The 26,608-nt window shown below is 37.5% G+C and carries 27 protein-coding genes; 9 read left to right on the top strand and 18 right to left on the bottom strand.

The features are described from left to right. Positions 1 to 2: 2 nt before the first annotated feature. Entirely contained in the window at positions 3 to 1,460 is a 1,458-nt protein-coding gene (locus CKV70_RS11045) for a BglG family transcription antiterminator (protein ID WP_014601028.1), read from the bottom strand. A 195-nt stretch (positions 1,461 to 1,655) separates the two neighbouring features. Here CKV70_RS11045 and CKV70_RS11050 point away from each other — a divergent pair, with 195 nt between their 5' ends. The 3 genes from CKV70_RS11050 to CKV70_RS11060 are packed head-to-tail and all read left to right on the top strand — an operon-like array spanning position 1,656 to position 4,276. Beyond that, positions 1,656 to 2,558: an ABC transporter ATP-binding protein gene (locus CKV70_RS11050; RefSeq protein ID WP_003722263.1), complete on the top strand. Its 903-nt coding sequence runs from the start codon at positions 1,656 to 1,658 to the stop codon at positions 2,556 to 2,558. After that, a complete protein-coding gene (locus CKV70_RS11055; RefSeq protein ID WP_014601029.1) occupies positions 2,551 to 3,786 on the top strand; it encodes an ABC transporter permease in 1,236 nt (411 codons plus the stop codon). The genes CKV70_RS11050 and CKV70_RS11055 overlap by 8 nt, the downstream gene beginning before the upstream one ends. A 16-nt stretch (positions 3,787 to 3,802) precedes the next feature. Next, on the top strand, positions 3,803 to 4,276 hold the full coding sequence (locus CKV70_RS11060) for a GNAT family N-acetyltransferase (RefSeq protein WP_009932068.1): 474 nt from the start codon (positions 3,803 to 3,805) through the stop codon (positions 4,274 to 4,276). A gap of 587 nt (positions 4,277 to 4,863) precedes the next feature. Here the strand turns inward: CKV70_RS11060 and CKV70_RS11065 are convergent. Next, positions 4,864 to 5,529 carry a GntR family transcriptional regulator gene (locus CKV70_RS11065; RefSeq protein WP_003722266.1) on the bottom strand — a complete coding sequence of 222 codons (666 nt, stop codon included), beginning with the start codon at positions 5,527 to 5,529 and terminating at the stop codon, positions 4,864 to 4,866. A 213-nt stretch (positions 5,530 to 5,742) separates the two neighbouring features. Between CKV70_RS11065 and CKV70_RS11070 the strand changes: the two genes are divergently transcribed. Both CKV70_RS11070 and CKV70_RS11075 read left to right on the top strand, forming a co-directional pair. Beyond that, entirely contained in the window at positions 5,743 to 7,485 is a 1,743-nt protein-coding gene (locus CKV70_RS11070) for a class I mannose-6-phosphate isomerase (protein WP_003734057.1), read from the top strand. 104 nt (positions 7,486 to 7,589) lie between these two features. After that, positions 7,590 to 8,728 (top strand): IS3-like element ISLmo1 family transposase gene (locus CKV70_RS11075; RefSeq protein ID WP_095177159.1). Its coding sequence is split into 2 segments (ribosomal slippage): positions 7,590 to 7,863 and positions 7,863 to 8,728, totalling 1,140 coding nucleotides; the frame shifts between segments, so codons are not numbered across the junction. Positions 8,729 to 8,791: 63 nt separating this feature from the next. Here the strand turns inward: CKV70_RS11075 and CKV70_RS11080 are convergent. From CKV70_RS11080 to CKV70_RS11090, 3 genes are all read right to left on the bottom strand, one after another. Further along, a complete protein-coding gene (locus CKV70_RS11080) occupies positions 8,792 to 9,526 on the bottom strand; it encodes a GntR family transcriptional regulator (protein WP_003731919.1) in 735 nt (244 codons plus the stop codon). Between the two features lie 114 nt (positions 9,527 to 9,640). Continuing rightward, on the bottom strand, positions 9,641 to 10,657 hold the full coding sequence (locus CKV70_RS11085; protein WP_003722269.1) for a PTS sugar transporter subunit IIC: 1,017 nt from the start codon (positions 10,655 to 10,657) through the stop codon (positions 9,641 to 9,643). Positions 10,658 to 10,725: 68 nt separating this feature from the next. After that, positions 10,726 to 11,580: a LysR substrate-binding domain-containing protein gene (locus CKV70_RS11090; protein ID WP_003722270.1), complete on the bottom strand. Its 855-nt coding sequence runs from the start codon at positions 11,578 to 11,580 to the stop codon at positions 10,726 to 10,728. 105 nt (positions 11,581 to 11,685) lie between these two features. Between CKV70_RS11090 and CKV70_RS11095 the strand changes: the two genes are divergently transcribed. Further along, entirely contained in the window at positions 11,686 to 12,693 is a 1,008-nt protein-coding gene (locus CKV70_RS11095; protein WP_003767901.1) for a YeiH family protein, read from the top strand. Positions 12,694 to 12,748: 55 nt separating this feature from the next. Then, positions 12,749 to 13,390, top strand: a complete 642-nt coding sequence (locus CKV70_RS11100) for a DUF1361 domain-containing protein (protein ID WP_003722272.1) — start codon at positions 12,749 to 12,751, stop codon at positions 13,388 to 13,390. 49 nt (positions 13,391 to 13,439) lie between these two features. Here CKV70_RS11100 and CKV70_RS11105 read toward each other — a convergent pair whose 3' ends face one another. Beyond that, on the bottom strand, positions 13,440 to 13,757 hold the full coding sequence (locus CKV70_RS11105) for a nucleoside triphosphate pyrophosphohydrolase family protein (RefSeq protein ID WP_003722273.1): 318 nt from the start codon (positions 13,755 to 13,757) through the stop codon (positions 13,440 to 13,442). A 198-nt stretch (positions 13,758 to 13,955) separates the two neighbouring features. Between CKV70_RS11105 and CKV70_RS11110 the strand changes: the two genes are divergently transcribed. Beyond that, positions 13,956 to 14,132, top strand: coding sequence for a hypothetical protein (locus CKV70_RS11110; RefSeq protein WP_003722274.1), 177 nt, complete (start codon positions 13,956 to 13,958; stop codon positions 14,130 to 14,132). 41 nt (positions 14,133 to 14,173) lie between these two features. Here CKV70_RS11110 and CKV70_RS11115 read toward each other — a convergent pair whose 3' ends face one another. From CKV70_RS11115 to CKV70_RS11135, 5 genes are all read right to left on the bottom strand, one after another. Then, positions 14,174 to 14,473: a nucleotide pyrophosphohydrolase gene (locus tag CKV70_RS11115; RefSeq protein WP_003722275.1), complete on the bottom strand. Its 300-nt coding sequence runs from the start codon at positions 14,471 to 14,473 to the stop codon at positions 14,174 to 14,176. 106 nt (positions 14,474 to 14,579) lie between these two features. Further along, the gene (locus CKV70_RS11120) at positions 14,580 to 14,906 is read right to left on the bottom strand and encodes a thioredoxin family protein (protein ID WP_003722276.1); all 327 of its coding nucleotides are present in this window, start codon (positions 14,904 to 14,906) and stop codon (positions 14,580 to 14,582) included. After that, entirely contained in the window at positions 14,903 to 15,340 is a 438-nt protein-coding gene (locus tag CKV70_RS11125) for a flavodoxin (protein WP_003722277.1), read from the bottom strand. Before CKV70_RS11125 ends, CKV70_RS11120 begins: the two co-directional genes overlap by 4 nt. Next, the gene (locus CKV70_RS11130) at positions 15,337 to 16,386 is read right to left on the bottom strand and encodes a ribonucleotide-diphosphate reductase subunit beta (RefSeq protein ID WP_003729560.1); all 1,050 of its coding nucleotides are present in this window, start codon (positions 16,384 to 16,386) and stop codon (positions 15,337 to 15,339) included. The genes CKV70_RS11125 and CKV70_RS11130 overlap by 4 nt, the downstream gene beginning before the upstream one ends. 55 nt (positions 16,387 to 16,441) lie before the next feature. Continuing rightward, a complete protein-coding gene (locus tag CKV70_RS11135; RefSeq protein WP_003722279.1) occupies positions 16,442 to 18,733 on the bottom strand; it encodes a ribonucleoside-diphosphate reductase subunit alpha in 2,292 nt (763 codons plus the stop codon). Positions 18,734 to 19,269: 536 nt separating this feature from the next. Between CKV70_RS11135 and CKV70_RS11140 the strand changes: the two genes are divergently transcribed. Next, positions 19,270 to 19,611, top strand: a complete 342-nt coding sequence (locus tag CKV70_RS11140) for a YxeA family protein (RefSeq protein ID WP_014601031.1) — start codon at positions 19,270 to 19,272, stop codon at positions 19,609 to 19,611. A 54-nt stretch (positions 19,612 to 19,665) separates the two neighbouring features. Here the strand turns inward: CKV70_RS11140 and CKV70_RS11145 are convergent, their stop codons facing one another. The 7 genes from CKV70_RS11145 to CKV70_RS11175 all read right to left on the bottom strand — a co-directional run bounded on the left by CKV70_RS11145 (position 19,666) and on the right by CKV70_RS11175 (position 26,574). Beyond that, on the bottom strand, positions 19,666 to 21,567 hold the full coding sequence (locus CKV70_RS11145; protein ID WP_014601032.1) for an alkyl/aryl-sulfatase: 1,902 nt from the start codon (positions 21,565 to 21,567) through the stop codon (positions 19,666 to 19,668). A 128-nt stretch (positions 21,568 to 21,695) separates the two neighbouring features. After that, positions 21,696 to 21,881, bottom strand: coding sequence for a CsbD family protein (locus tag CKV70_RS11150; protein WP_003722282.1), 186 nt, complete (start codon positions 21,879 to 21,881; stop codon positions 21,696 to 21,698). Between the two features lie 93 nt (positions 21,882 to 21,974). Continuing rightward, positions 21,975 to 23,024, bottom strand: a complete 1,050-nt coding sequence (locus CKV70_RS11155) for a Gfo/Idh/MocA family protein (RefSeq protein ID WP_014601033.1) — start codon at positions 23,022 to 23,024, stop codon at positions 21,975 to 21,977. Between the two features lie 22 nt (positions 23,025 to 23,046). Next, the gene (locus tag CKV70_RS11160) at positions 23,047 to 24,015 is read right to left on the bottom strand and encodes a sugar phosphate isomerase/epimerase family protein (protein ID WP_003729565.1); all 969 of its coding nucleotides are present in this window, start codon (positions 24,013 to 24,015) and stop codon (positions 23,047 to 23,049) included. A gap of 2 nt (positions 24,016 to 24,017) precedes the next feature. Then, positions 24,018 to 24,740, bottom strand: a complete 723-nt coding sequence (locus CKV70_RS11165) for a ThuA domain-containing protein (RefSeq protein WP_003731916.1) — start codon at positions 24,738 to 24,740, stop codon at positions 24,018 to 24,020. A 1-nt stretch (position 24,741) separates the two neighbouring features. Then, complete coding sequence (locus tag CKV70_RS11170; protein ID WP_014601034.1) at positions 24,742 to 25,482, bottom strand: sugar phosphate isomerase/epimerase family protein; 741 nt, start codon at positions 25,480 to 25,482, stop codon at positions 24,742 to 24,744. Between the two features lie 15 nt (positions 25,483 to 25,497). Continuing rightward, positions 25,498 to 26,574: a Gfo/Idh/MocA family protein gene (locus tag CKV70_RS11175; RefSeq protein WP_014601035.1), complete on the bottom strand. Its 1,077-nt coding sequence runs from the start codon at positions 26,572 to 26,574 to the stop codon at positions 25,498 to 25,500. Positions 26,575 to 26,608 lie beyond the last annotated feature (34 nt).

Consider the following 26,608-nt stretch of genomic DNA (forward strand, 5'->3'; position numbering starts at 1 on the left):
TCCTATAAACTTTCCATCAATTTTTTTACCATTATTTTATCTTTCTCGGTAAACATCGCACTTACAAGTAACGACGGGATTTCTTTCGTACTTTCTGCATTAATTGTTGTTAGAATAAAATCAATATTCTGATAGTCTTGCAAGTTATTTTTGAATCTTGTAGATGATAAAACGTCTACTATTTCAACATCTGGAAAAGCTTTTTGAACCTTTACTTTTAAAAGTTCTGACGTCCCGATGCCGCTTGAACACATAATGATAATTCGTTTGACTAGAGGAGACGCTTCCATGTGTTTCGCAAAATATATAGTGATATAGCCAACTTCATCGTCAGAGATTGTATTTAGCTTAAAGGTTTTCGCTACATCTCGTGCAGTTTCTTTGATGATTTCAAACAGTTCGCCGTACTCTAGTTTTATATCGCTCAACAAGTTATTCTTAATGTGAATTTGGTGATTCATCCGATTAACCATTGGTTTCATATGGCTCAGCAATTCGATTTTTAATTGCTTTTTATTAATCGGCATATTAATTTTAGCAGCCACTTGTTCAATATAAAAATCAGTCATCTCTTCCACAATCGGTAAAATTTTACCTGGAACTAATTCGATTTCATGGTTAAAACGAGAAGAAATCAAGTATTGTAAAAAATGGAAAGTCTCTCGCTTCGGTAGCTTCATTTTTAAATATTGTTCAATTGCATCAATGGCTTCTACAGCAAGCGTATGCAATTTTTCATTTGTGACGATATAATCATCATCACTTTCTTTAAAATCTTCTACCTCCCCTTGACGGAAACGGTTGATTAAAATATACAAATGCGAAAAGATATTAATATCATACGGATACGGAATGCTAATCATCAGCTTGTTCTCAATCAACTCCATTTGCCGCACAATAAACTGAACGTCGGCTTTATTGAGATCACTGTATTCTGTTTTCAAATCATCATAGGTCGATAAATCCAAGTTGTTAATCACTTCATTAATGGCGGTCCGGATGTTTTCTTCAGTGCCAACAACCCGTATTTCTTTTTGCCTTTTTTCAAGAGCCAAATCATATTTCTCGATGGCTTGATTTAAAAGAGAGAAATCATTTTTGATTGAATTATACCCAACATAATAATCTTCATACAGCTCTGTTACATTCAAGTACTTTGGTGATTTAAACAATACTTGCAGCAAGATTTTTTCACGTCTTTCTGTCGGTGTATAGCCAAAAATATCACCTGTCGTTTCTAATTTCGCTTGTATGTAAGCTTTGTAATCTAACTTAAAACCACGCCCCTTTTCAGAAATGATGATATCCTTTCTTCCAGTTGTCTCATTGATGTTTTTAATCTTGCGATAAATCGTTTTAGAGGAAACGTCTAGAATTTCAGCTAATTGCTTTGCTGTCAAAAAATCGTTTTTCGTTAAGAACAAGTTAATTAATGCATGCTCCGATTTGGTTAGAAGCATTTCATCACCTCCCTCTACGCTCTATTATACACAAATAAAAGAAAACGGTTACAACAAGTTATGTCCACTACACTAGACAATTTTTTGGCTGAGTTTGTGAAAAAAGTAATCATCATAGCTCTTTACTTTTAGCAAGACAATCCTCCAATAAAACCGTATAATAAAAACAGGGAACAATTAGAAAGGGGTGCTCGTGTGACGCTTGAACTACATAATGTTACGAAGAAATTTGGAACAAAAGTCGCTGTCAATGATTTATCGTTTCGGGTAGAACCAGGAAAAATACTCGGATTAATTGGTCAAAATGGCGCTGGTAAAACAACTACTTTTCGCCTTATTTTGCATTTTTTAGAAGCTACTTCTGGAAAAATCACTTGGGACGGCAAAGAAGTAAGCAAAATCGATCCAAATATTATCGGCTATTTACCCGAAGAACGTGGTTTATATCCAAATGTCACAATTGAAGAACAATTAATATTTTTTGCTGAATTAAAAGGATATCCAAAACAAAAAATAAAGGCAGAAATTGATAGCTGGCTAGAACGCGCTGAAATTGTCGGTAAAAAAACAGACTTAATCAAAACACTATCCAAAGGAAATCAACAAAAAATCCAGCTTTTAAGTACAATTATCCACCAACCAAAACTAGTTATCTTAGATGAACCATTCAGCGGTTTAGACCCAGTCAATGCAGAAATTTTGAAAAAGTTTGTATTTGACTTACGCGCTTCTGGGGCAGCTATTATTTTTTCCAGTCATCGGATGGAAAATGTGGAGGAGCTTTGCGACTCGCTATTAATGTTAAAAAAAGGAAATGTGGTCCTCCAAGGAACGACTGAATCTGTAAAATCTGTTTTTGGTCGTAAACGTATTTTGATTGAATCCAGCCACAGTGCAGCAGAACTCGCTACTTTACCTGGTGTATTAAATGTCCAAACCCACCGTGATGGCGTTCTACAGCTTGAAATTGCGCATGAAAGCGACGCAGAGAAAATTTTTGACTATGTAACAAAAGATGGTTTCATCCAAACATTCAGTCTCCAAGCTCCAACACTGGAAGAAATTTTCAAATGGAAGGCTGGTGAGTTGAATGAGTAAATTTTGGGTGATAACGAAGCAAGTTTACAAAAGACGTGTGAAAACAAAATCATTTTTAATTTCACTACTTTTTCCCGTTTTAATCGCTGCGCTCATTGCTGGTATTCCGAAAATGGTCGACTATTTTGACTCAAGTAGCGATATTACAAAGCTTGCGGTACTTGCAGAAGATCCTGTTTTTGCCAAATCCTTGGCTGCTGATAAAAATCATTTCAAAGTAAATACGGACATTAAAGACAAAAAATCCGCCCAGTCCGCTCTGAAAGACGGTAAGATAGACGGATTTGTCACGATTACACAGAAAGATGATTCAGTAAGTGCCGTTTATACAACGCAAGAAACAGCTGGTCAAGATATTATTACACGTTTAACCGAAGACCTTACAGCTACCAAAATTGCTGAAAAAGCAGCCGCCTATAAAATCACCAATGAACAATTGCAATCTATCACGTCTCCTGTTTCGGTCACCAATGATTTAGAATCCAACAATCAGTTAACAAACCACGAAAAAGATGTGATGAGTGCTGCTGTCCTGATTTTAACACTAATTATTTTTATTTTCGTGATGAGTTATGCAAACATTGTTGCTTCTGAAATAGCTACAGAAAAAGGCACGCGCATCATGGAAGTCATTTTATCCAGCGTTTCTGCAACAACTCACTTATTTGCCAAATTGACTGCGATAATTTTTATGCTTTTAACACAAATTGGGTTTTACATCATTTGTGGCGCTATCGTCCTAATTGCTGGTAGAAATACTGAAATGGTACAAAACGTCTTAGATCAAATTGCTGTTTTCCCAGCCTACTACCTTGTGCTAAATTTACTATTTGTTATTTTAGGTTTGTTGTTATACATTTTACTCGCAGCCATGATTGGTTCGATGGTCCCGAATGTGGAAACTGTGGCTCAGTTTATTTATCCGATGACGATTCTTGCTATTATTGGTTACTGGGGTTCCATCGCAGCAGCTAATGCCCCAGATAATATGCTTGTTATCATTGGTTCTTATATTCCGACATTCTCACCAATGATGATGCTAGCACGAATGGACTTACTTTCTGTTTCAACTATCGGTATCTTTAGTTCACTCGCCATTTTACTTGTGAGTGTTGTCGGCGCATTTTTCCTCACTGTCCGCCTTTACCAAGGAAATGTGCTACTTTACAGTAATGACGGTCTATGGAAAACTTGGAAAACATCACTATCTTATGCAAAAAGAAAATAAAGAAAGTTGGTACATTATGCAAATCAGACTATCTAAACGAGAAGATGCCGCTTCAATGATTGAATTAGAACATTTAGTTTGGACACCAGGAACAACGCCTGGCGATATCCATTTTGATAGCGAGGCAGAATTTTTACTTAAAAGTCCGCCCGGTTCCAAAATTGTTGTCGTGACGGATGATAAAGTAGTTGGGATTCTTGGTTATAAGTCCCCTATCCCACTCGCATCAAATAAACACGTCGCAGAAATTGATATCGCTGTGCATCCAGACTATCAACGCGCGGGCATTGGTCAACTTTTAATGGACAAAATGAAGGAAGTAGCGCGCGAAAAAGGCTACATTAAAATCGCCTTACGAGTTTTATCCATCAACCAAAAAGCCATTCGTTTTTATGAAAAAAATGGCTTTAAACAGGAAGGGCTCCTCGAAAAAGAATTCATTATTCAAGGCGAATTTGTTGATGATATTCTAATGGCTTATTTCCTCTGACAAAAGGCCTGGCTTAAAATTCAAACTATGACTTTATAATCATTTTACTAATAAAGCGTTTACATTTATTTAGAACGGTTATATATATAGTACAACGAACAAATAAAAGGTGATGCGAATGAAACAAACTTGGTGTACAAGCTGATTTTTTCTCAGCTTTGTCATATGCCGGCAAACGTCTGGTGAAGGATTTTAGTGTCAAGCAACTACAGTTAGCTTACAGGAGGAAGGCGAGGAGTATACGCCGCGTCAAGGACTTTACGCTAACTTAGTTGTAGGAAGACGGAATTTCGTTACGTCGCTCGTTTATCAATATTTTTATCCTCACTACATTGGTAAATAAGCGAATAAAGTATCGTATCATTCATGGCCACTATTTAAGCAAGTTACGGGCGCTCATTTATTCGTAAGTTAGAATATCTTGAGAAGTAAGTAGCAAGACAAAGAATTCGCCTACTTGTTTGAAAATGCCTCACCGTTTTCCGAATGTTGTATGTTTATTCAGAAACATCCAGACATGGTCCGGCCCATCAGATGAGTGGCAAGACAAGCTCATCCGAAAAGAAAAACCCCGCGTGACGAAATCGTCATTCGGGGTTTTTTGATTCTGAAAACAAGATAGAGATATTTTTATCGTAAAACTGTTGAATGACTGTGTGACATTTTTCAAATTCCTTCGCTTCTAAATGCGTTACTAATTCCTCCAAGGCCTGCGAAACATCTATTGTAAAAGCCTCGAAAAATAACTTTTCATTCTTTTCTTTCATATTTCGCAGTGTCTGGCTTAGTATATCAATGTTCTTCTCCATTGCCGGCATTTCTGTATAGTGAATCATACAAGCATAAAAGTTTTTCACATGATTAATAAAGACTTCTGTGTCATGCTCTCGAGCAGCTAGTTTTATATATACTAACTCCTTTCTTAAGCATGTTGCGCATAATTCTGCGTCTTGTTCTTGTAGTTTTTGTACAGCATAATTTAAATGAAAAAAAGCTAACTTTAATCGTGATTTTTCGCGATGCTCGGCTTCACTATTTACTGCGACTGAAAAACCGCTCTCTCCGATGTTCTTGCATAGTATACCACTCTTATGTAAACAATGGAGCGCACTAAAAGCTACTCGTTTGCTGACCTGAAATCGTTTCATGATGTCTTCTATGTCCACTTTCTCGCCATTTTCCAAAGTATTGGCCATTATCTCATTCTTGATTTCTCCATAAATCGGATCTGCAACAAATCCACTTTTTTCCATAATTCGAACCTCTTTAATTTTTATTGCTTTCAATGTTATATTTTACACGAAAAATCTCTATTTAGATATGGCTTTTTGCGAAAAAATGTGTCCATTACGTTACAAAAACAATTGTATTGTTATAACAAAAATAGACAATAGATTGTAATGACAAACAATGATTATAGTGTTATATTTATATTGTAATAACAATATAAACAAGGAGTGATTGTTTTGAGTACGTACGATTTAGCACCTGAAGTGAAAATTCATCAATTTGATGGTGCTTGGGCTGGTTATAAAGATATTGCCGGAGAGCTACTAACAGCCATCCAAAAGAAGAACAATGAACATATTATCGTTGCTATTGAATGTTACCCTGGAACGCGAAATGAAGAAATTGTTGCCGAACTACTTCCATTACTACCTGTCGAAAAAGCGGTTTTCGCGGATGAGTGGGCATTAAATAACGAAGAAGTAACAAATAAAGTCCAATCTCACTTAACAGATGACCGTGTGTTCGGCATTATGTCCCACTATGAAGTGAGCGACTTTTATCCAGCAGAAAAACTTGCTGAAATTCAAGCAGAAATTTCGGCTAGTAAGGGGTTAGTTGTAATTTACGGGACTGGCGCAACAGTTATAGCACCAAATCCAGACATCCTTATTTATGCCGATTTAGCGCGCTGGGAGATTCAGTGCCGTTACCGCAGAGAAAATAAACCTAACTGGAAAGCAGACAATGCGAATGAAGATGCGCTTCGTAAATTCAAACGAGGTTACTTTTTTGAATGGCGCATGGCTGACCGCCAAAAGAAAAAACTTTATCAACAAATAGATTTCTTACTTGATACAAATAAAAAAAATGAACCAAAAATGGTACGCGGGGAAGATTACCGAAATGGTTTAAAACAAGTTTCGAAAGCTCCTTTTAGAGTAGTTCCTTACTTTGATGCAAGTGTATGGGGTGGCCAGTGGATGAAAAACAACTTCGGACTTGACCCTACTGCTGACAATTATGGTTGGGCATTTGATGGTGTTCCTGAAGAAAATAGTTTATACATGCGATTTGGGGATATTCGGATTGAAGTCCCGTCTACCAATGTAGTAAACCATTTCCCAAATGAATTACTTGGACCAAAAGTACATAGCCGTTTCGGTACGGAATTCCCGATTCGTTTTGACTATCTCGATACAGTGGGCGGTGGTAATTTAAGCCTTCAAGTCCATCCATTAGTAGAGTACGCGCAAGATAAGTTTGGCATTCATTATACCCAAGATGAAAGTTACTATATTTTAGAAGCAGATAGTGACTCTACCGTTTACCTTGGAACAAAAGAAGGCACAACAAAAGAAGCAATTATGGCAGATCTAGAAAAAGCCGCTGAAGGAAATTACCGTTTTCCCGATGAAAAATACATTAACGTCTTCCCAGTGAAAAAGCACGATCATATTTTAATTCCAGCTGGGACGATTCATTGCGGTGGTCCAAGTACCGTCGTCCTAGAAATAAGTGCCACCCCTTATATTTTCACTTTTAAATTATGGGACTGGGAACGCACTGGACTCGACGGCATGCCTCGCCCTGTTCATTTAGAGCACGGCAGAGAAAATTTACAACTTGACCGCGATACCAAATGGGTAAATGACAACTTAATAAACCAATTTGAAACATTACACGAAGATAACGATTCAAAAGTAGAGCGCACCGGGCTACATGAATTAGAGTTTATCGAAACACAACGCCACTGGTTTAAAGAAACTGTTACCGTCCACACAAACGATAGCGTCAATATGCTCAATTTGGTAGAAGGAACAAGTGCTGTCGTTGAAAGTATTGACGACTCTTTCGCACCATTTGAAGTGCATTACGGAGAAACATTTATCGTCCCTGCAATCGTCGGAACTTATCAAATTAGAAATACAAGCGCTAGTGAAAAAGTAGCTGTTATTCAAGCATTTGTACGTAACTTATAGTAAAAGAAAGCCTATCAAGATTGGGCACTGCCACTAAAAAATGAGAATAAGATAAAAACACCTTCGTTGGATTCATGTAAAATGAAACTAACGGAGGTGTTTCTATGAGTACAAGAGTAATGTATCCAGCAGAAATAAAAGAAAAAGCTATCAAAATGAAATTAGCAGGTAAATCTACCAAAGAAATTATGAGAACATTAAACATCAAAAATCCAACACAAGTGAAAACTTGGTGGCGCTGGTATCGAAATGAAGAAACCCACAGGTTTCACCAAGGAGTAGGTAAACAATATAAATACCAAAAAGGGGTGCCTGAATTACCAGAAATAGAACAATTAAAAATAGCTCTTCGGCAAAAAGAGCTAGAACTGGAAATTTTAAAAAAGTACAAGGCATTGGAAAGGAAGTGAATCCAGCATATTTTGTTTTGTTAGTAGAAGAGCTAAAAACAAAGTATCTTGTCAAAGATATCTGTCAGATACTACAAGTACTTTTATCTACCTATTATCGCTGGAAAAAGAAAGATTTCGCACAGAGCTCATTGGAGAAAAAAATAGGGCAGTTATGTAAAGCATATCAGTTCACTTATGGTTATCGAAAAATCGCCGCATTAATGAAACAAGAAGAACAAGTTGGCATCAATAAAGTACAGCGTATTATGCAAAAATATCAGTGGCAATGTCAGGTAAAAGTAAAAAAGAAAAATCGACCAGGCTCCGCCTACTATCAAACAGAAAACCACTTAAATCGAAACTTTCAAGCTAGTCAGCCGCTGGAAAAATTAACTACCGATATCACCTACCTTTATTTCGGAGACTGCCGTTTATATTTATCAAGCATTATGGATTTGTATAATGGAGAAATCGTTGCCTACTCCATTGGCGAAAAACAAGACACAGAATTAGTGCTAGATACATTAAATCAGTTGTCCCTTCCAGAAGGAAGTTTACTTCATAGCGATCAAGGTTCGGTGTACACATCTTATGAATATTATCAGTGCTGTAAAAAGAAAAACGTTATCCGCAGTATGTCCCGAAAAGGGACACCCGCAGACAACGCTCCCATAGAATGTTTCCATTCCTCGCTAAAGTGCGAAACATTCTACCATAAAACAGCGTATAAATACGCTAAATCTATTGTAATCCAAATCGTAAAAGATTACATTAAATATTATAACGAAGAACGAATTCAACAAAAATTAGGCTACCAATCTCCTATTAATTTCAGGAAACAAGCAGCCTAATTTAAAGGGTTTTTATTTCATTCTCATTTTTCCATGTCAGTGCAATTGTTGATAGGCTTTCTTTTATTCAAAATCAATATAATATCGATAATGCTTTCCTACATAAAAGCATTCACTGTATTCTCTAAAATCACTTTCTTTTTGTTTCGTCATCCGTACTCTTTTTAAAATTGGTTCCTGCTTATCGATTGCTAAAGCTTCCTGAACTTCACGATTTGGTAGCATAGCTTCAATATATTCCTTTTCTTGATTAACGACAATCCCAAATCCTTTCAAATATTCATAAAAAGAACCGTAATAATCTTCTGCTTGAAGGGAATACGCTTGTCGATAAGGAATCGCACTGATAAAAAGAGCAAACGCCAAGTCTTTCGTGCCTCGTAGCCGCTTAACTTGTAAAACCTTATCCCCAACTGCAAGCCCCAACTGCAACGCAATTTTTTTATCAGCATTGATCACTTCTACTTCTGCATGTAGTGTAGCCGCTTTTTTACCAAGTTCTTTCATCTCATTCGTAAAACTGCGCACCAAAGTAAAATGCTCATCCTCTGCTTCTTCCCAGTCACGTACAAAAGTACCTTTCGCACGCTCTCTATAAAGTAGATTCTCACGAACGAGTTCATCAATTGCTTTCCGAACGGTAATTCTACTAACGTTGTATAACTCACATAAATCCAGCTCTGGTGGAATTTTATCTCCGGTTTTCCAAATTCCTGATTGGATTTTTTCCCGTAAGTCATCCGCTATTTGTGCATAAAGTGGCGACGCATCATTCATCTTATTTAATTTTCTAACCATTTTAGGTCTTCCCTTTCAAATTGTATTATTGTCATCACAATAAATCATAGCATAAGCTTATTCAAAATTCCAATATAAAAAGTAGAGCGATAAAGCTCTACTTTTTATACTATTCTACTGTAGCTCAATAGTTAAATCACCAGTTTTCAAGCGTTCCTTTTTAATAAGAAACGGTCTGACAACAAGTGCAATAACACCTGGCAAGACAACTGCTACCAAAATAAAAGCAGCAAGTGTGCTGAATCCATAATTTGCTATTAAATAAAGTGGTGCAACAAAGGCACATAACCCGAGACCAGCGACTTCACTCGCGGCTTGGATATGGAACACCATCACGCCAAGAGGTCCAGCAATCAGTGTTGTTAGTAGTGGTACTAACATAAGGCTAGGCTTTCTAATAATATTAGGTGTTTGTAATTTTGGTGTACAGATAAGTTGGGCGAAAAATGCACCCCAGTTATTATCCCTATAACTTAATACCGCAAATGACACAAATTGTACCGAGCAGCCAATCAATGCGGCAGCACTTGCTGTTGGATCAAGTTGAAGCGCAATCGCGAGCGCAGCAGATGAAGCTGGACTAAGTATCAGTAACCCAAACACAAAAGCAATAATCATCGATGAAATCAGCGGTGAACCACCAATTAATGAACTAATTCCAAGGCTTACAGAAGCTAAAATCGGTGCCATTATCTTTGCAAATAAAATACCACTAAGTCCACCAGCTAAAAGTGAAACACCGGGAATCAAAATCATATCAAATTTCGTCTTTCCAGTGACTCGCTTCCCAGTCCAAACCGCCACAATAACAGCCAAAATAGCTCCGACTGGTTCTCCGCTAGTAATAGCAACTCCGCCACCAGCTAACGTCGCCACTGCCCCGCCTCCAATAACAGCAGAGGCTGCCGCACTTATCGTCACAAGCGTGTTTGCGTGCAAGCACATCGCAATACCAACACCAATTCCCGGAATTAACATCGTTTTACCAATTGCGCCAACCGTTGCAAGAAATGAAATCCCTGTCATCTGCCCAATTGTTTGCAAAAGAAGTCCAATTCCAAGCGTTACAAGAACCGCATTCGCAATTCCCATAGAAGCCTTATAGGAACGATCTATAAAATATTCTTTCATTGCTTCTCCCTTTCTAAAATGTATTCTTTCTCATTGTAAGCACTAGTTAATTAAAAAGCTAGTTTTATTTACTGATTTTCCTTTAAAAATGTTAAAAAAGTTTCAGCAATTCGATTCTCAAGCCTTTGTCTGTTTTTCAGTACCGAAAACTTCCGCATTAAGCTCCCAGACTCATTAAAGGTCTGCATTTTCCCCGCTGTAATTTCTGTTTGAACAACACACTTAGAAATAACAGTGTAGCCCATCCCTTCAAGAACCATTTGTTTGACCGCCATATTACTCCAGGCAACAACTTTTTCAGCAACATTCCAGCCATTAGTACTTAATACATGATCCAAATATTCACGCGTTCCCGAACCTTCTTCTCGCGCAATCCAAGTCGCTCCTTGCTCAATTTCTGTAAGCGAACCGTCTGCTCGACCAACGATACACATTTCATCATCCGAAAAAGCACTTATCTCCAAATCTTTCTTACTCACCTGGCCTTCAATTAGCCCTGTGTCCACTTGAAGAAGTTCAACTTTGTCAGCAATTTTCGCGGTATTTTCAATGATAAGTTCTATTGTAATATCCGGATAAAGGGCATGAAATTTCGCAATCACTTCTGGCAGATAATACTCTCCTATCGTAAAACTAGCACCAATTCGAAGTCGACCTTTTAAATGATGGTGATATAAACTTATTTCATCTTCCACTTGTTTATATAGTCCTTCTAATTGCTTGGCACGGTGGTATAAAATTTCTCCTGTTGCTGTTAAAATAAACTTCTTAGCTTGTCTGTAAATAAGCTCTGTTTCGTAAAGCTCTTCTAATTTCTTTAATTGCAACGATACAGCGGGTTGCGAAATGTGTAATTCTTCAGCTGCTTTTGTAAAACTTTGCAATTCTACTACTCGGATATATGTTCTTAATGCCTCATCCATCGTAACACCTCCATAAAAATAACTTATCAATAATATAATTAATATAAATTTTACTAATAAAATCAGGAATGGTAAAGTAAAAGTATAAAAGAAAGGGGGATGAACATGAGTCAAATTTTATTTAAAACGAAGACATTTTGGTATGGTATTGCGCTTACTTTCTGTATTGCTACCTTATCTTATTTTTTAGCGAAATTACCATTTTTAATGATTCTCGGACAACTTGTAACTGCTATTTTAATTGGTATTATCATTCGTGCACTTTTCCCAGTTCCGGATAAATGGTTTACTGGTATTCAATTTTCCAACAAGGTAATTCTTCGTGCCGGGATTATTTTACTTGGTTTCCGCTTGAACTTAGTTGATATTTATCATGCTGGATGGCGCGTATTTCTAATTGCTGCCTTATGCCTTAGCTTTGGTATTACTATTGTTTATTTCTTAGCCAAACTTTTTGGAGTGGATAAGAAACTAGCTATTTTGGTCGCTTGCGGTACGGGGATTTGTGGTGCTGCTGCAGTAGTTGCGATTTCTCCACAAGTAAAAGCTGATAACAACCAAACGGCTGTGGCTGCTACGATTATTGCACTACTTGGAACTATTTTCACTGTTATCTATACGTTGATTTATCCAATTCTACCACTTGGACCAGATGGTTATGGTATTTTTGCAGGGGCTACACTTCATGAAATTGCCCACGTTATTGCAGCTGCAGATCCAGGCGGCTCATCAGCTGTTGATATGGCGGTTATCGTTAAATTAACACGTGTAGCCTTACTTGTTCCAGTCTGCTTTGTTGTCGCAAAAATGGTTAATGCTGGGACTAAAAATCGCTTTTCATGGGCTGAACTTCCTGTACCATGGTTTATTTTCGGCTTTTTAGCAACTAGTGCAATTAATAGCTTTGGAATTATTCCAACATCTGTAACTGATTTTCTTGTCATCTGCGCATATTTTCTCATTGCTATGTCAATGGGCGGACTCGGTTTAAATGTCCACTTGCCATCGTTCGGAAAAATGGGTGGAAAACCTTTTGCTGCGGCGTTAATCGGTTCTGTTTTCCTCTCAGCATTTGGTCTTGCTTTAGTACTTTTGTTTCATTTAGCAGGTTAAGATGTCCTCGTCACCTCGATTTATGATACAATAGCAAACACGAGGTGACTATTTCATGACGAAAGCAATTTGGACTTGCCGAGCGTTCTTACTCGGATACTTTCTTGTGCTGCATTTCACTGCAGATACTTACACTTTTCTAATTTTAAATGTCGGGCTTGCTTATATACCTTTCGAAATAGCAGTATTTCTCACAAAAAAGCCTCGCGTCTGGTGGATTTTTTGGCCACTTGGGATTGTTTGGCTAGTATTTTTCCCAAATGCACCGTATCTTTTAACTGATTTACTTCATTTACAACGTTTAGAAATTTACGGAGCAGAAGGAGTACTTTCAACAGCACCTTGGTTATGGCGACATTTCACTTATATTATCGTCGGTGTGTTCTTTGGATTATTTATTGGATTCTGGTCTTTCGCAAAAATGCTTGCTGAAATAAGAAGACGATTTAATTGGACTAGTTTACTAAGTTATCAATTACTTTTGATTGGCTTAATATTATTATCTAGTTATGCGATATACATTGGACGGTTCTCTCGCTTACATTCCATCCATTTACTTACGCAGCCAATTGATTCATTGCAAATTATGTTTAGTGTTTTTCACTGGCCATTTTGGAATTTTGTGTTTTACTTTTCGATTATCCAATATGTAATTTATACGCTATTTAGCAGGTTTTCTAGCTCACTAAAAAACTAAAAACGTTTGTATTTTAGGAAAATTTATTTTCTTAAATACAAACGTTTTTTTAATCGATATGGAGCTTACTTCGCTCTGTTGAAAAACCTTGAGGATAACGACGCTTTAATTTCTCGATATTTAATTCTGCTACTGTTTCCATGCTTATATCTGCCCATTTAGCAATTTGTGATACGTACCAAAGTACATCTCCTAGCTCTTTTGTTAGAGACTCCTTATCTAAATCATGTCCATGAAAAGCATATTTCTTAATCAAATCGGCAACTTCACCGGCCTCTCCAGTAATACCAAGTCCGTAATTTGTTAGTGCCTGTTCGTGTGTTGCAGCAGTTCTATTCGCTAAAATTTGATACTCTTTAAAATCCATATGTTTTCCTCCTTGCTTCTCTCACTTTCTTACTATAACAGATAATTTTTTTCCTTTGCAGTCTTGACTATTTCCAACTTATGCGAACTGATGCTCTATCAATGCATTTCATCTTTAAAAATTTTTTATCTTTAAAGTCTTATTTTTTTCAGATAATTCCTATATAATAGAGATAAGATTTCTGAAAGGAGTTTTCAAATGAAACTAGCTGGCTTAGTGTTACTTCTGATTGGTTTGATTGGTTTTGGCTTTTCATTTAGCATTACCGGACTTATCGGTTTTGGTGTATGTATCATTTCTATTATTTTAGTTATAGCAGGAATTTTTACAATGATTCGTTCAAAAAAACGCCGTAAACGTTCTTATTCTTATTAAAATAAAAGCTGCTTTATCATCATTTGGTAAAGCAGCTTTTTTTATTTTTTTGGCCAAGTTCTCCTACGATTTTCTGCTAATTTCATTCGAACAAGTTCCTCGCCGTCCGCCCCCATACTCTCTGCAATTTGAAGCGCATAGATAAGCACATCAGCTACTTCTTTTAAAAGTTCTTCACGATTTTCTTTTAACGCTATTTCATCTGTTTTCCACTGAAAGCATTCAAGTAATTCTGCTGCTTCAAGTGACAATGAAATTGCCAAATCTTTTGGATGATTGTATTGATCTAGCCAATCACGCTCTTTTAGAAAAGCAGTAATTTCAGCTTGTAGTTGTTTCACTGTTTTAACTCCTTTAGAAGAATTTATTTGTGAAAAATATCGCAAGGACTCGTAAAAAAATGAGCACCAAGCCGCCTATTTACAAGGAGGCCTGCTACTCATTAAATTACGCGTTTAATGAAACTGCTTCTTCAATTTTGTTTGGTGGAATAAATCCATTTAAACGGTGGATCTCTTCGCCGCCTTTGTAAAGTACAAGTGTTGGCGTTTGTTGTACATCACGGTCAAAAAAGAAGTTTTCGCCCATTTCTTCTAATTTTACTTTTAATACTTTCACTTTGCTTGCGATTTCAGAGTTTTTGAATTCAGCAAAAGAAAGATCAAGCATTTTACAATTAGGACAATTATCTTTCCAATAGTCTACATATACTAATTCTTCCCCATTAATATGAGCTTGGAACTCTTCAGGTGATTTAATTTCAATACTTGTCATTTGATTCCACTCCTTAGCGCTAAAATTTTCTTGACCCAATTGTCTATGTCAGCCACATCTTGCTCGGTGTGTGGCATTTGTTCTATTTTTAAGGTTGGGTAGCTTGTTCCGAAATATTTTGCCATTCGGTCGACAGCTCCGCAATAAAAATCCATACCCCATTGTGTTTCCCCAGTGCCAAAAATGGCTACATTCTTGGGCTTTACGGCTAGTTCCGCGATAAAATCTTTCATATCTGGCGGTGTTCTTCCGTAGTCGACTGTCCATGCCCCCAACACGTACAAGTCAAAATCCTCATCAAGCGGATACTCGGCTAAAGGAGATACGCGAAAGGACACAACTTCATGCCCTTCGCTTATTAGTATCTCTTCAATTTCATCAGCTACCATTTTTGTGTTGCCGCTTAGAGAATCATAGGCTAACAAGATTCTCATAAATCGTCGAATCCGTTATCCATGTTCGTTTTTTTATAGCTTGAATTGCGCATTTCGAAAAAGTCGGTTTTTGTTTCTGTAAAGTTATCTGCATAGGCTTTAATCCATGTCATTGTGTTGTCACTATGTCCTGGATAAAGTTCTGGAATACCAAGCATTCCTAGCATTTTGTTGGCACGATATTTCACGTAGTCAACCATTTCTTCCACATCTATACCTTCAATACCTTGTAAAACTTCTTCGGACCATTCTGTTTCAAGTTCAACAGCGTGACGGAAAGCTTCATGTGTATATTCCACTAGCTCTTCTGTTTGTAATTCTGGGTTTTCCCCAAGGATTGCTCGGATTACTTCAGAGATAAATTTTGAGTGAGCTAATTCATCGCGATTGATAAAGCTGATGATTTTTCCTGTTCCAGTCATTTTATTTTGACGAACCAGGTTGTAGAAGTAAGCAAAGCCACTGTAGAAATTAATTCCTTCTAAAATAGAAGATTGAATTAATGCTTTTACAAGTGTTTCACCCGTTTTATTATTCATGAAATCATCATATGCGTCCATGATTGGCTCATTACGCTTGATAATTGTCGGATGCGTTCTTGCAAGTTCAAAGACACGATTTTGTTCTTGTAAATTTGTAATAGAAGCAAGTACATACGAGTAACTCTCATTATGAATTACTTCTTGTTGTGCGATAATTGCTGCGTTTGCATGGACAGCTGGATCAGTAATGTATTCCGCAATGTTATAAATAAAACGTGTTTGCGGAGAATCCAGTGTTGCAAGTAAGCCAATGATTGCATCAAAAGCATATTTTTCTTGTTCTGAAAGAGCGGGATATTGTTTTGCATCGCTTTTCATGTCTACTTCGTCTGGAATCCAGTAGTTAGTAGAAAGTTCTTTATACGCACGGTAGAAAGAAGGATACGGGATGTCGTTCCAATTTAAAATCCCACTAGTTTCTCCGTTTATGATTGAAGTAGAACGATTAGGAAATAAAGGTTCTAAAATTTTAATACGTGTCAGTTGTTCTTTTTGGTTAGCCATCTAGGCAAGCCCTCCCTTTCTTATTGTGTTATTGATAAAATGTTTTAGAGATTTATCAGCTTGAGCACCATTCGCACTCTTCTACATCGATATCGTTGGAGCGGACATAGTAAGTTGTTTTTAGTCCTTCATTCCAAGCAGTCATGTGTAGTTCAAGTAATTTACTTGCTTTGATACCACTTGGCACATAGAAGTTAAAGCTTAGTGATTGGTCTACGTGACGTTGACGACGACCGTTTTGACGAACGCTTGCGAATTGGTCTACTTTGTAAGCACCTTTTTCGTAGTACGGGTATGTGCTTAAGTTTAAGTCTGGTGCAATTACTGGACGACGATAGTCTTTTTTCTCTTCATAGTAGAAAGCACTGTAAATTGGGTCGATTGAAGCAGTGGATCCAGCAATTTGAGCTGTACTCATATTTGGCGCTACAGCAACAAGGTACGCATTACGTAAGCCTTTTTCTGCTACTTCTTTCGCTAATTCTTGCCATTCAGGTGAATTATAGTTGCGACGCGCGAAATATTCTCCTGTATTCCAGTCACTGCCTTTGAAGACTTTGTAAGCACCTTTTTCTTGCGCTAATTTGTTACTAGCGCGAATAGCTAAATAGTTAATTTGTTCATATAATTCATCGGCATATTTCTCCGCTTCTTCTGAGTCCCAAGCGATATTTTTAAGAGCAAGCAGGTGATGCCAACCAAATGTTCCAAGACCGATAGAACGGTATTTTTGGTTTGTAATAGTTGCTTGTGGTACTGGGAGTTCGTTTAAGTCGATAACGTTATCTAACATACGTACTTCTACTTCGATTAAACGTTCTAAAGTACCTTCTTCCGCAACAACCGCACGACCTAAGTTTACAGAAGATAAGTTACATACAACAAAATCTCCCGCTTGTTTTGTAATGACGATTTGATCTCCAGAAATAATTTCTTGGATCATTTTTGTTGGGCTCATATTTTGCATGATTTCTGTACATAAGTTACTAGAATATACCATGCCTTCATGTTTATTAGGGTTCATTCTGTTTACTTCATCACGGTAAAACATGAATGGATTCCCTGTTTCTAATTGACTCATCATAATACGTTTCATGATATCAATAGCTTTAACAATTTTTTTGCTAATTGTTTCATCTGCAACTAATTCTTCATATTTTTCACGGAAAGTACCTTCGCCTTTTGATTCATCGTAGAAATCTTGTAGGTACCAGCCTTTTTTCGCTTTTACTTCATGTGGATCGAATAAATACCACTCGCCACGACGCTCTACAGCTTCCATGAAAATATCAGGAATACAAACAGCCGTAAATACATCATGTGCGCGTAAACGTTGATCTCCATTGTTTAAACGTAAATCAAGGAAAGACTCGATATCTTTATGGAAAACATCTAAATAAACTGCAATTGCGCCTTTACGTTGACCTAGTTGGTCCACGCTCACTGCCGTATTGTTTAATTGTTTAATCCAAGGAATAACACCACCACTTGCACCTTTTACGCCACGGATAGCAGCTCCTGTTGAACGAACGTAACCAAGATATGCACCAACACCGCCACCGTGCTTAGAAACTCTAGCGACGTCTGTATTGCTGTCATAAATACCTTGTAAGCTATCATCTACTGTATCAATGAAACAGCTAGACAATTGACCACCAACTTTTCCAGCATTTGCAAGTGTCGGTGTTGCAACGGTCATATATAAATTACTTAAAGCCCAGTAAGCTTCTTCTACTAGTTTCATCCGTTTTTCTTTTGGTTCATTTTGCATTAAATAAAGTGCGATAGTTAACCAACGTTCTTGTGGCAACTCATACACATTACGTTCAGAGTCAGTCGCTAAGTAACGCGTCGCAAGTAAATACAAACCATTATACGTAAATAATTTATCTTTCTCAGGGTCAATTAATTTCCCTGCTGCAATCAAATCTTCTTTAGAATAATTTTTTAGAATATTGCCAGAATAAATACCACGTTCGCCTAGGCTCTCTTGTAGTCCAACGTACGAACCATATTTATCATCATCATTATAGAAACGATTTTTACTTGCTTTTTTATATAATTTATTTAAATAAAGGCGTGCTGCGAAATGTTCCCATTCAGGAATATGAATATCTGTACGAGCTTCTGCTTCCCTAATTAAATAATCGACTAATTCGTCAGCCGCGTAATCTTCCTTCTTCTCTACAAAATTAAAAACCTTACGTTTGTAATCCTCTAAATCAAGTTTCGGAAATTCTTCATGGATTTTCTCTAAATATCCATCCAATCGGCTTTTGTCAAAAGGTAGCTTTCTGTTTCCCCCGTCTTTTACTATGTAAGTTGTCATTTGCAATCCCCATTTCATCCTTTTTTCCTCGTTGTAAAAATATCTGATTCATTTTGCGCTTTTCATTCGTCCGCTGAACTATTTGTGGTCGTTCCATGGAGCAAAAAAATTAACTTTTAAAGGAGCAAATTCCCCTGATAAAAGTTAAAAGGCGATGAAGCAATATTTCGCTTTCGATACTATATATAGTATAACTTTTTCATTGTGAATGCAAGATATAGTACTCTGGTTTTATTACGAAAAGTGTCCAAACAATGATTACAACTAGGTTTTCGGCAAATAAAAAAATTTTTTCCGACACTTGTGTGTTTTCGAGCATATTTCAAGTATAAAAATGCTACTACTTCTAGTGCCTATTTTTTCGCTAGTTTCTATATTTAGTAGTTAAAAAAAGGATGTTTTGTAACTTCACAATCTTTTAAACTCACTTTTGTCACCTTTCTGACAAAAATGTAAGATTAACGCTGGATTTTGTTAGTTAACAAACGGGATAATTTTGTCATTCCATTGTAAACTTAATGTAATAAAACAAATCAAGAAAGGATGAGGGAGAAATGTTTACTAAAAAAAGAGGTTTAATGTTATTAGCCGCAGTTCTTCTAACTGTTTGCGCGATTTGGGAGTATGCGATGCCAACTGACGCCGCAGTAAAATCCTATTACGTAAAAGTAGAAGACGCAGGGAAACCCGTTCAAAAAAATCAATTCAAAGGGTTCAAATATATATCAAATGTTTATGATGACAAAGGAAAACAAAAGCAACTAACTTTCTACTCAGAAAAAGAATTAACTAAGAACGAGCAATTCAAAGTACTTGTCGGCGAGAACAAAATGGTTGTTAATTATAAAAAAATAAAAAACGTACCAGATAAAATTAAATATTTAGCTGAAAAATAAAAAACGCTTTGTTATAGCCTGATAAAAGGCTAAACAAAGCGTTTCTGTTTTTTATTAAGGTGTAACAATATTGAAGACAGGATTAAATTCATCTAACAAGGAAGCAAACTCCCCAAATTTCTTCGCGTCTCCTTCTAGTTTAGCTGTTTGGTCAGCAAATGCTGCTTCAAAGCTTTTCACACCACCGAAGATATGATTAAATGTATCACGAGTAGTAGTTAAAGTTAAATCAGCTTTATCGTCTACTTCACCTTCACGATAAATAAGTACTGAATTATTTACAAGTAAATGATAATTCTCATCAACATCTGTTAATTTCCAGTTCATGGAGATACGTTTACCAATGGATCTTTCCCCATTTAAACGAATACCCATGTAATCTAAAATCAAGTTAAACGGCATACCCTCCACAATATCCAGTGTAACACCAGAAATAACTTCATCTGGGACAGAATTTCTCAGTTCATCCGCACCAGCTAAAAATACATTACGCCATGGTCCAGACTCAGATTGATAGCCAAGTTGTTCTAACGCATCTGCAAGAAGAGCTCTTGCTTCTCCGTTTTCTCCATCTGCGAAAATCGCATGTTTGACAACTTCCGCAACCCAGCGATATTCACCCGCTTCATAGGATACACGCGCTTTTTTCAATACTTCATCAACGCCACCCATAAACTCAACGTATTTTTTCGCAACATCTTCTGGAGGTAGCGGATAAAGGTCAGCAGGATTTCCGTCATACCACCCAAGATAAAATTGATAAATCGCTTTAACATCATGGTTAAGCGTACCGTAGTAGCCTCGTAAATACCATTTTTCTTCTAGTGCAGGAGGGAATTTCACAGCTTCAGCTACTTCAATAGCAGTTAATCCTTTATTAATAAAATGAAGCGTTTGGTCATGCATATATTTATAAGCGTCACGTTGGTGAATAAGCATATCATTAATTTCTTCATTCCCCCACGTTGGCCAGTGATGTTGACCGATACAAACTTCATATTTATCGCCAAAGGCACGAATTGCTTTGTCAATATCTTTCCACCACTCATAAGCGTCACGAATTTGCGCACCACGTAATGTTAAAATGTTATGCAAGTTATGAACGGCATCTTCTGCGATATTAAGTAGTTTAAATTGTGGGAAATACATCATATGTTCTGAAGGAGCTTCTGTATTTGGAGCCATCAAGAATTCCACTTCAATCCCATCAACAACACGTTTTTCGTGATCAAACGTAATAGTATCATTTGGAGCAAGCAAGGACATATGACCTTTAGAAGCTGTCTTACCAAGACCAGCATCTACTTGACCTAATTCCCCGCGTGACAAGCGGCTACCATACATATATTCTGCACGACGAATCATCGCGTTTCCAGCAAAAATATTTTCACTGACCGCAGCTTCCATAAATCCTTCTGGCCCAATAAGTGCCACTTTTCCAGAGGCTACATCTTCTTTGCTAATAAGACCCGCTACACCGCCGTAATGATCGGCATGGGAATGGGTATAAATAATCGCCTTAATAGGTTTTTTTGGACGATGCTCATAGTATAGATCAAGCGCCGCACGAGCAGTTTCAACCGACATTAATGTATCCGTAATTACAAGACCAGTATCGCCTTCCATAATCGTAGTATTCGACATATCAAACCCACGTACTTGATAAACGCGGTCCGTTACTTTGAATAAACCATTTGTCATATTAAGCTGAGCGATACGCCACAAACTTGGGTTAACAGAATCAGGTGCTTCTCCTTCAATAAACTTATAATCCTCCAAATCCCAAACTGCATGGCCATCTTCAGTATCTACTTTTACATGATCCCAAGTTCCAATAAAACCTTTTTTAGCATCATCAAAATCTTTCGTGTTCTCAAATGGTAAAGATTTTTTTACTTTCTCATTCACTTTCTTTGTAAATTCGGACGCTTCTTTTGGTAAGACTTTTTTTGTCATTATCGGTTTCCTCCTGCACGTTTATTTTCACATACTTTCTTTTTATACCTCCATAAAATTATTCAAAACCTTTTGCTATTATTAGACCAAAAAAAAGAGGCTTGAAAAATCCAAGCCTCTTTTTTAACTTATTCGGATAATTTCTTTTTAGCGTCGCCGGTTTTATCTTCTACTTCGCCTTTAGCTTTTTGAGCTTTACCTTCAACTTGTTTGCCTTTGTCATCTGTTGCTTTCCCGAATTTGTCTTTTGCGTCACCTACTACTTTATCTTTCAATCCTTTTGCTTTGTCCTTCATACCTTTATCTTCGCTCATTGATATTGCCTCCTAATTAGAATATTTTCTAATGAAGAATTCTTTATCTCCATAGTAGTGTTTTCCACAATATAGAAAGCTAAAACATCTTTTTTAAATAGAATGGATAGTTCGATTTGTCTCAGCCGCTTCAAATATGGCTTCAATCAATTTTAAAACTTGGTAAACTTCTTCATTTTGAACGATGGGTTCACTCGTATTATTTAAAACATCGACAAAATTGTTATAGAAAGAAGGAGCTAATTTGGCGGGCGCTGGAAGTGATAATGTATTGGTTGCTTCTTCGCTTGGTGGTGCCATTGTTTTTGTTAGACCTTGACCAGCTTTGATTGGTGTTGGCTCAGACGTTTTAGCAAGCGCAGTTGGTTGGACGATTTCTCCGCTTAAATCCCAATCGTGGATAATTCCAGTTCCTTCTGTGCCTTTGACGTACCAGCGAGGTAATTTAATGAAATTGGTTGTTCCAACTTCGATTTGAGCAGTAATGCCATTCTCAAAAGTAATGAATGTTACAAAGCCATCATCTACTTCATCTCCAAGCGCAAAGCTTAGATTAGCAGATACTGACTTCACATTACTATCAACTAGGAACAGCAATTGGTCAAGTAGATGCACACCCCAATCAAGTACCATCCCGCCGCCATGTGCTTTCAAATGACGCCAATCTCCTGGAATACCATTTGCTCCGTGGACACGTGATTCCAGGTGGAACATTTCGCCAATCGTTTTTTGTTCAAAAATTTCTTTTATAATTAGGAAATCTTCGTCCCAACGCCTATTTTGATGAACCATGAAATGTTTATTTACTTTTTTAGCAACATCCATAATTGCTAGTAAATCTTCGCTTGTCATCGTCACTGGTTTCTCGCAAACAACATGCTTACCTGCTTCAAGTGCAGTAATTGCCAGTTCTTTATGGCTATCATTCGGTGTCGCGATAAGAACGGCATCTACTTGTTCATCCGCTAAAACCGCTTCAAAGCTTTCATAAATTTTCAAACCTTTTTCAGCAGCGGCTTCGCGTTTTTCTTCTAGAATGTCGAATACGCCATGAACTTCTAAATTATCAGCAGCCGATGCAAGCGTTACATGATAGCTTCCCATCCCGCCGTAACCAACAATTACTAATTGATATTTTTTCATCCTAAGACACCCTTTCTTATCGTTAAGCCCACCACATATCCAGTGGTTTATCTTTAATTAAAATCGATTGTAAGTTTGTAACAGCACGGTCGAAGCCTTCATCAATCGACATTAATGGATCTTCGTGTTCAATGCTGACTACATAATCATAACCGTATGTTCTAAGTGCGCTCATAATATCCGACCACTCGGTTAAACTATGACCACAACCTACCGAACGGAATGTCCAACTTCTCGTTTGTACATCGCCATATGGTTGCATATCCGTTAGACCGTACATATTGATATTATCTTGATCTAAATACGTATCTTTGGCATGGAAATGATGGATTGCTCCAGCTTTTCCTAAGATTTTGATAGCGCCAACTGGGTCGATTCCTTGCCACCATAAATGACTTGGGTCTAAATTGACTCCAATAGAATCATTTGTTTCTTCCCGCAATTTTAAAATAGTATATGGGGTATGGCATAAGAAACCGCCGTGCAATTCGATACCAATTTTAACGCCACTGGCTGCTGCAAGTTCACCAATTTCTTTCCAGTAAGGAATTAACTTGGTTTCCCATTGCCATGTTTTAATATCACTATAAACTGTTGGCCAAGGAATAACCGGCCAGTTCGGAGCTTTGGCATCATCACTATCACCAGCTGTTCCAGAAAATGTATTAACAACCGGAACATTCATTAATGAAGCTAGTTTAATTGATTTACGTAAAATTTCATCGGACGCTGCCGCTTCTTCTTTATTTGGAGAGATTGGATTATCATGACAACTAAATGCGCTAATCGTTAATCCCCGGCTAGTAAATTTTTCTAAGTATTCTTTGCGTGCTGCTTCGCTTGCCAAAAGTTCGTCCGTTGGGCAGTGATGATTCCCAGGGTTTCCTCCTGTGCCAATTTCTACAGCATCAAGACCCGCTGCTTTCACTTTATCTAACATTTCTTCTAATGATAAATTAGCAAATAATGGTGTAAAAACGCCTAATTTCATTTTTATTTCCTCCCTATTTTTTCAAGTGGTTGGTGATTTCCGTATGCCGGATAATTCTTCCGACCTTCCGCGCACCAATGTACGCCGTTAATAATTACTTGCTGAATATCCGGATGGTGATAGGTTGGATAAGATTCGTGGCCTGGTTGGAAATAGAAAATCCGACCATTTCCTCGTTTGTACGTAATCCCACTGCGGAAAACTTCGCCGCCTTCAAACCAACCTAAGAAAATTAGTTCATCAGGGGTCGGTATATCAAAATGCTCGCCGTACATTTCTTCCTCGTCCAACTCAATAAATTCGCCGATGCCTTTTGCAATTGGATGCGTCGGGTCAACTACCCAAAGGCGTTCTCTTTCATTTGCTTCGCGCCATTTTAAATCACAGCTTGTTCCCATTAGACGCATAAAGATTTTCGACATATGACCAGAATGTAGTACGACAAGTCCCATGCCTTCTAACACACGTTTTTGTACACGATCGACAATTTTATCTTCCACGCGGTCATGACCCATATGTCCCCACCAAATCAGTACATCCGTATTCGCCAATACTTCTTCGGTAAGTCCGTGTTCAGGCTCTTCTAAAGTAGCCGTTCCCGCCTCAATTCCTGCTTTTTCTAGAAAGCTAGCGATTTGCCCATGAATTCCGTCTGGATAAATTGCCAACACAGCATCATCTTCTTTTTCATGTAAAAATTCGTTCCACACTGTTACACGTGTCATATTAGTTCTCCTCCAATACATTCGCTAAATACGTATAACCTTTGGCCACGCTCGTTAGCGGATCTTGCGTAAATGCTTCTTGTTCAATAATCAGCCATTTTGTTCCAGAATGAAGCGCCGTTTTAACGAAACCTGGCACATCCAAAACACCTTCACCGATAATAGTGCTTTCCTTGTTTGCTCTCGATTTATCCTTAATATGAATAAGTGGTACCCGGTTACGATATTTTTCGATAAAAGGAATAACTCCAATTCCCGCATACTCAATCCAGTAAGTGTCTAATTCCGCAACCATTTCTGGTACATTTTTGAGTAAACTGTCCAAAATAATTTCGTCATCTAATTTATCTAATTCATGGGCATGATTATGATAGCCAAAATGCATCCCAGCTTGTTGAACCGTTTTTGTGATTTCAAGAAGTTTTTCACTAAATGCAAGCCATTCTTGCTTTGTTTTAAAGTCTGCATATGGGCAAATAATGTATTCATTTCCCAATTCGCGTTCAAACAGAATGACATTTTCTAAATCTACCTCAAGCTGTTCTTTACTAATATGCGATCCGGCTACTTCTAGTCCGAGTTCAGCCAATTTCGCTTTAATTTCACTGGCAGATTTGCCGTAATAACCAGCAAACTCCACGCCGACATAACCCATTTCCGCCACTTTTTCTAACGTTCCAAAGAAATCATCTTCACAAGCTTCCTTAACACTCCACAACTGTAACGCAATTTTCGCTTTCATAAAGGCACTTCCTCCTTAATTAAAATAAACTGGCTGTCCTGTTTTCGATGATTCATAAATAGCTTCTAAGATTTGTGTTACAACAAGTGCTTGTTCTGGTTTAACAACAGGATCTGTATTTTTTTCAATTGCTTCTAACCATTGTTCTGCTTCGATTAATGCTGGATCATCACCTGTTCCGTCGTAAAAATCAACGCCACCTGCTTCTAATTGAATTTTCTTTTCATACATTTGGCTGTGCGCTTCGCCGTTAATTCGTAAACCGTCTTCCATATCCGCGCCGCCTTCTGTTCCCGATAGAGACGTCCTTGCTTCACCGACATCAAGTGTGTTAAGCGCCCAACTTGCTTCTAATACTATCGTCGCGCCGTTTTCCATTGTAATAAAACCAAATGCGGAATCTTCTACAGTAAATTTATTTGGGTCCCATGAGCCCCATGCATTTGCTGCATTTTCTTTTTTAGCAAGTTTATGATAACTGTTTCCTACTACATATTTCGGTTTATAATTGTCCATCATCCAAAGCGTTAAATCAAGCGCATGTGTTCCAATATCAATAAGAGGTCCGCCGCCCTGCGCTTCTTCATCTAAAAACACACCCCATGTTGGGACAGCACGACGACGAATCGCTTTTGCTTTTGCATAATAGATATCACCTAATTCGCCATTCTCGCAAACTTGGTGCAAGTAATCCGAGTCTTTGCGAAATCTATTTTGGTACCCAATTGTTAGTTTTTTGCCTGTACGCTCTGCAGCTTCAATCATACTTTTCGCTTCTGCTGTTGTTTTCGCCATTGGTTTTTCACACATAACGTGTTTTCCGGCTTCCATTGCTGCGATAGAAATCTCCGCATGAGAAATATTTGGTGTACACACATGGATGACATCGATGGATTTATCTTGGAGTAATTCTACATAGTTTGTGTATACGCTTGCATTTTCGCCACCAAATTCTTTTGCTGCTGCTTCGGCTTTTTCTAAAACGATATCGCAAAAAGCAACCATTTCTGCTTTCTCAGCTTTTAATAAACTTGGCATATGCTTCCCGTTTGCAATGCCTCCACAACCAATAATTCCAACTTTTAATGTCATAATAAAAAACCTCCAATAGTTTTGATAGTTACAT

The sequence above is a fragment of the Listeria monocytogenes genome (assembly GCF_900187225.1).
GTDB classification, from domain to species: domain Bacteria; phylum Bacillota; class Bacilli; order Lactobacillales; family Listeriaceae; genus Listeria; species Listeria monocytogenes.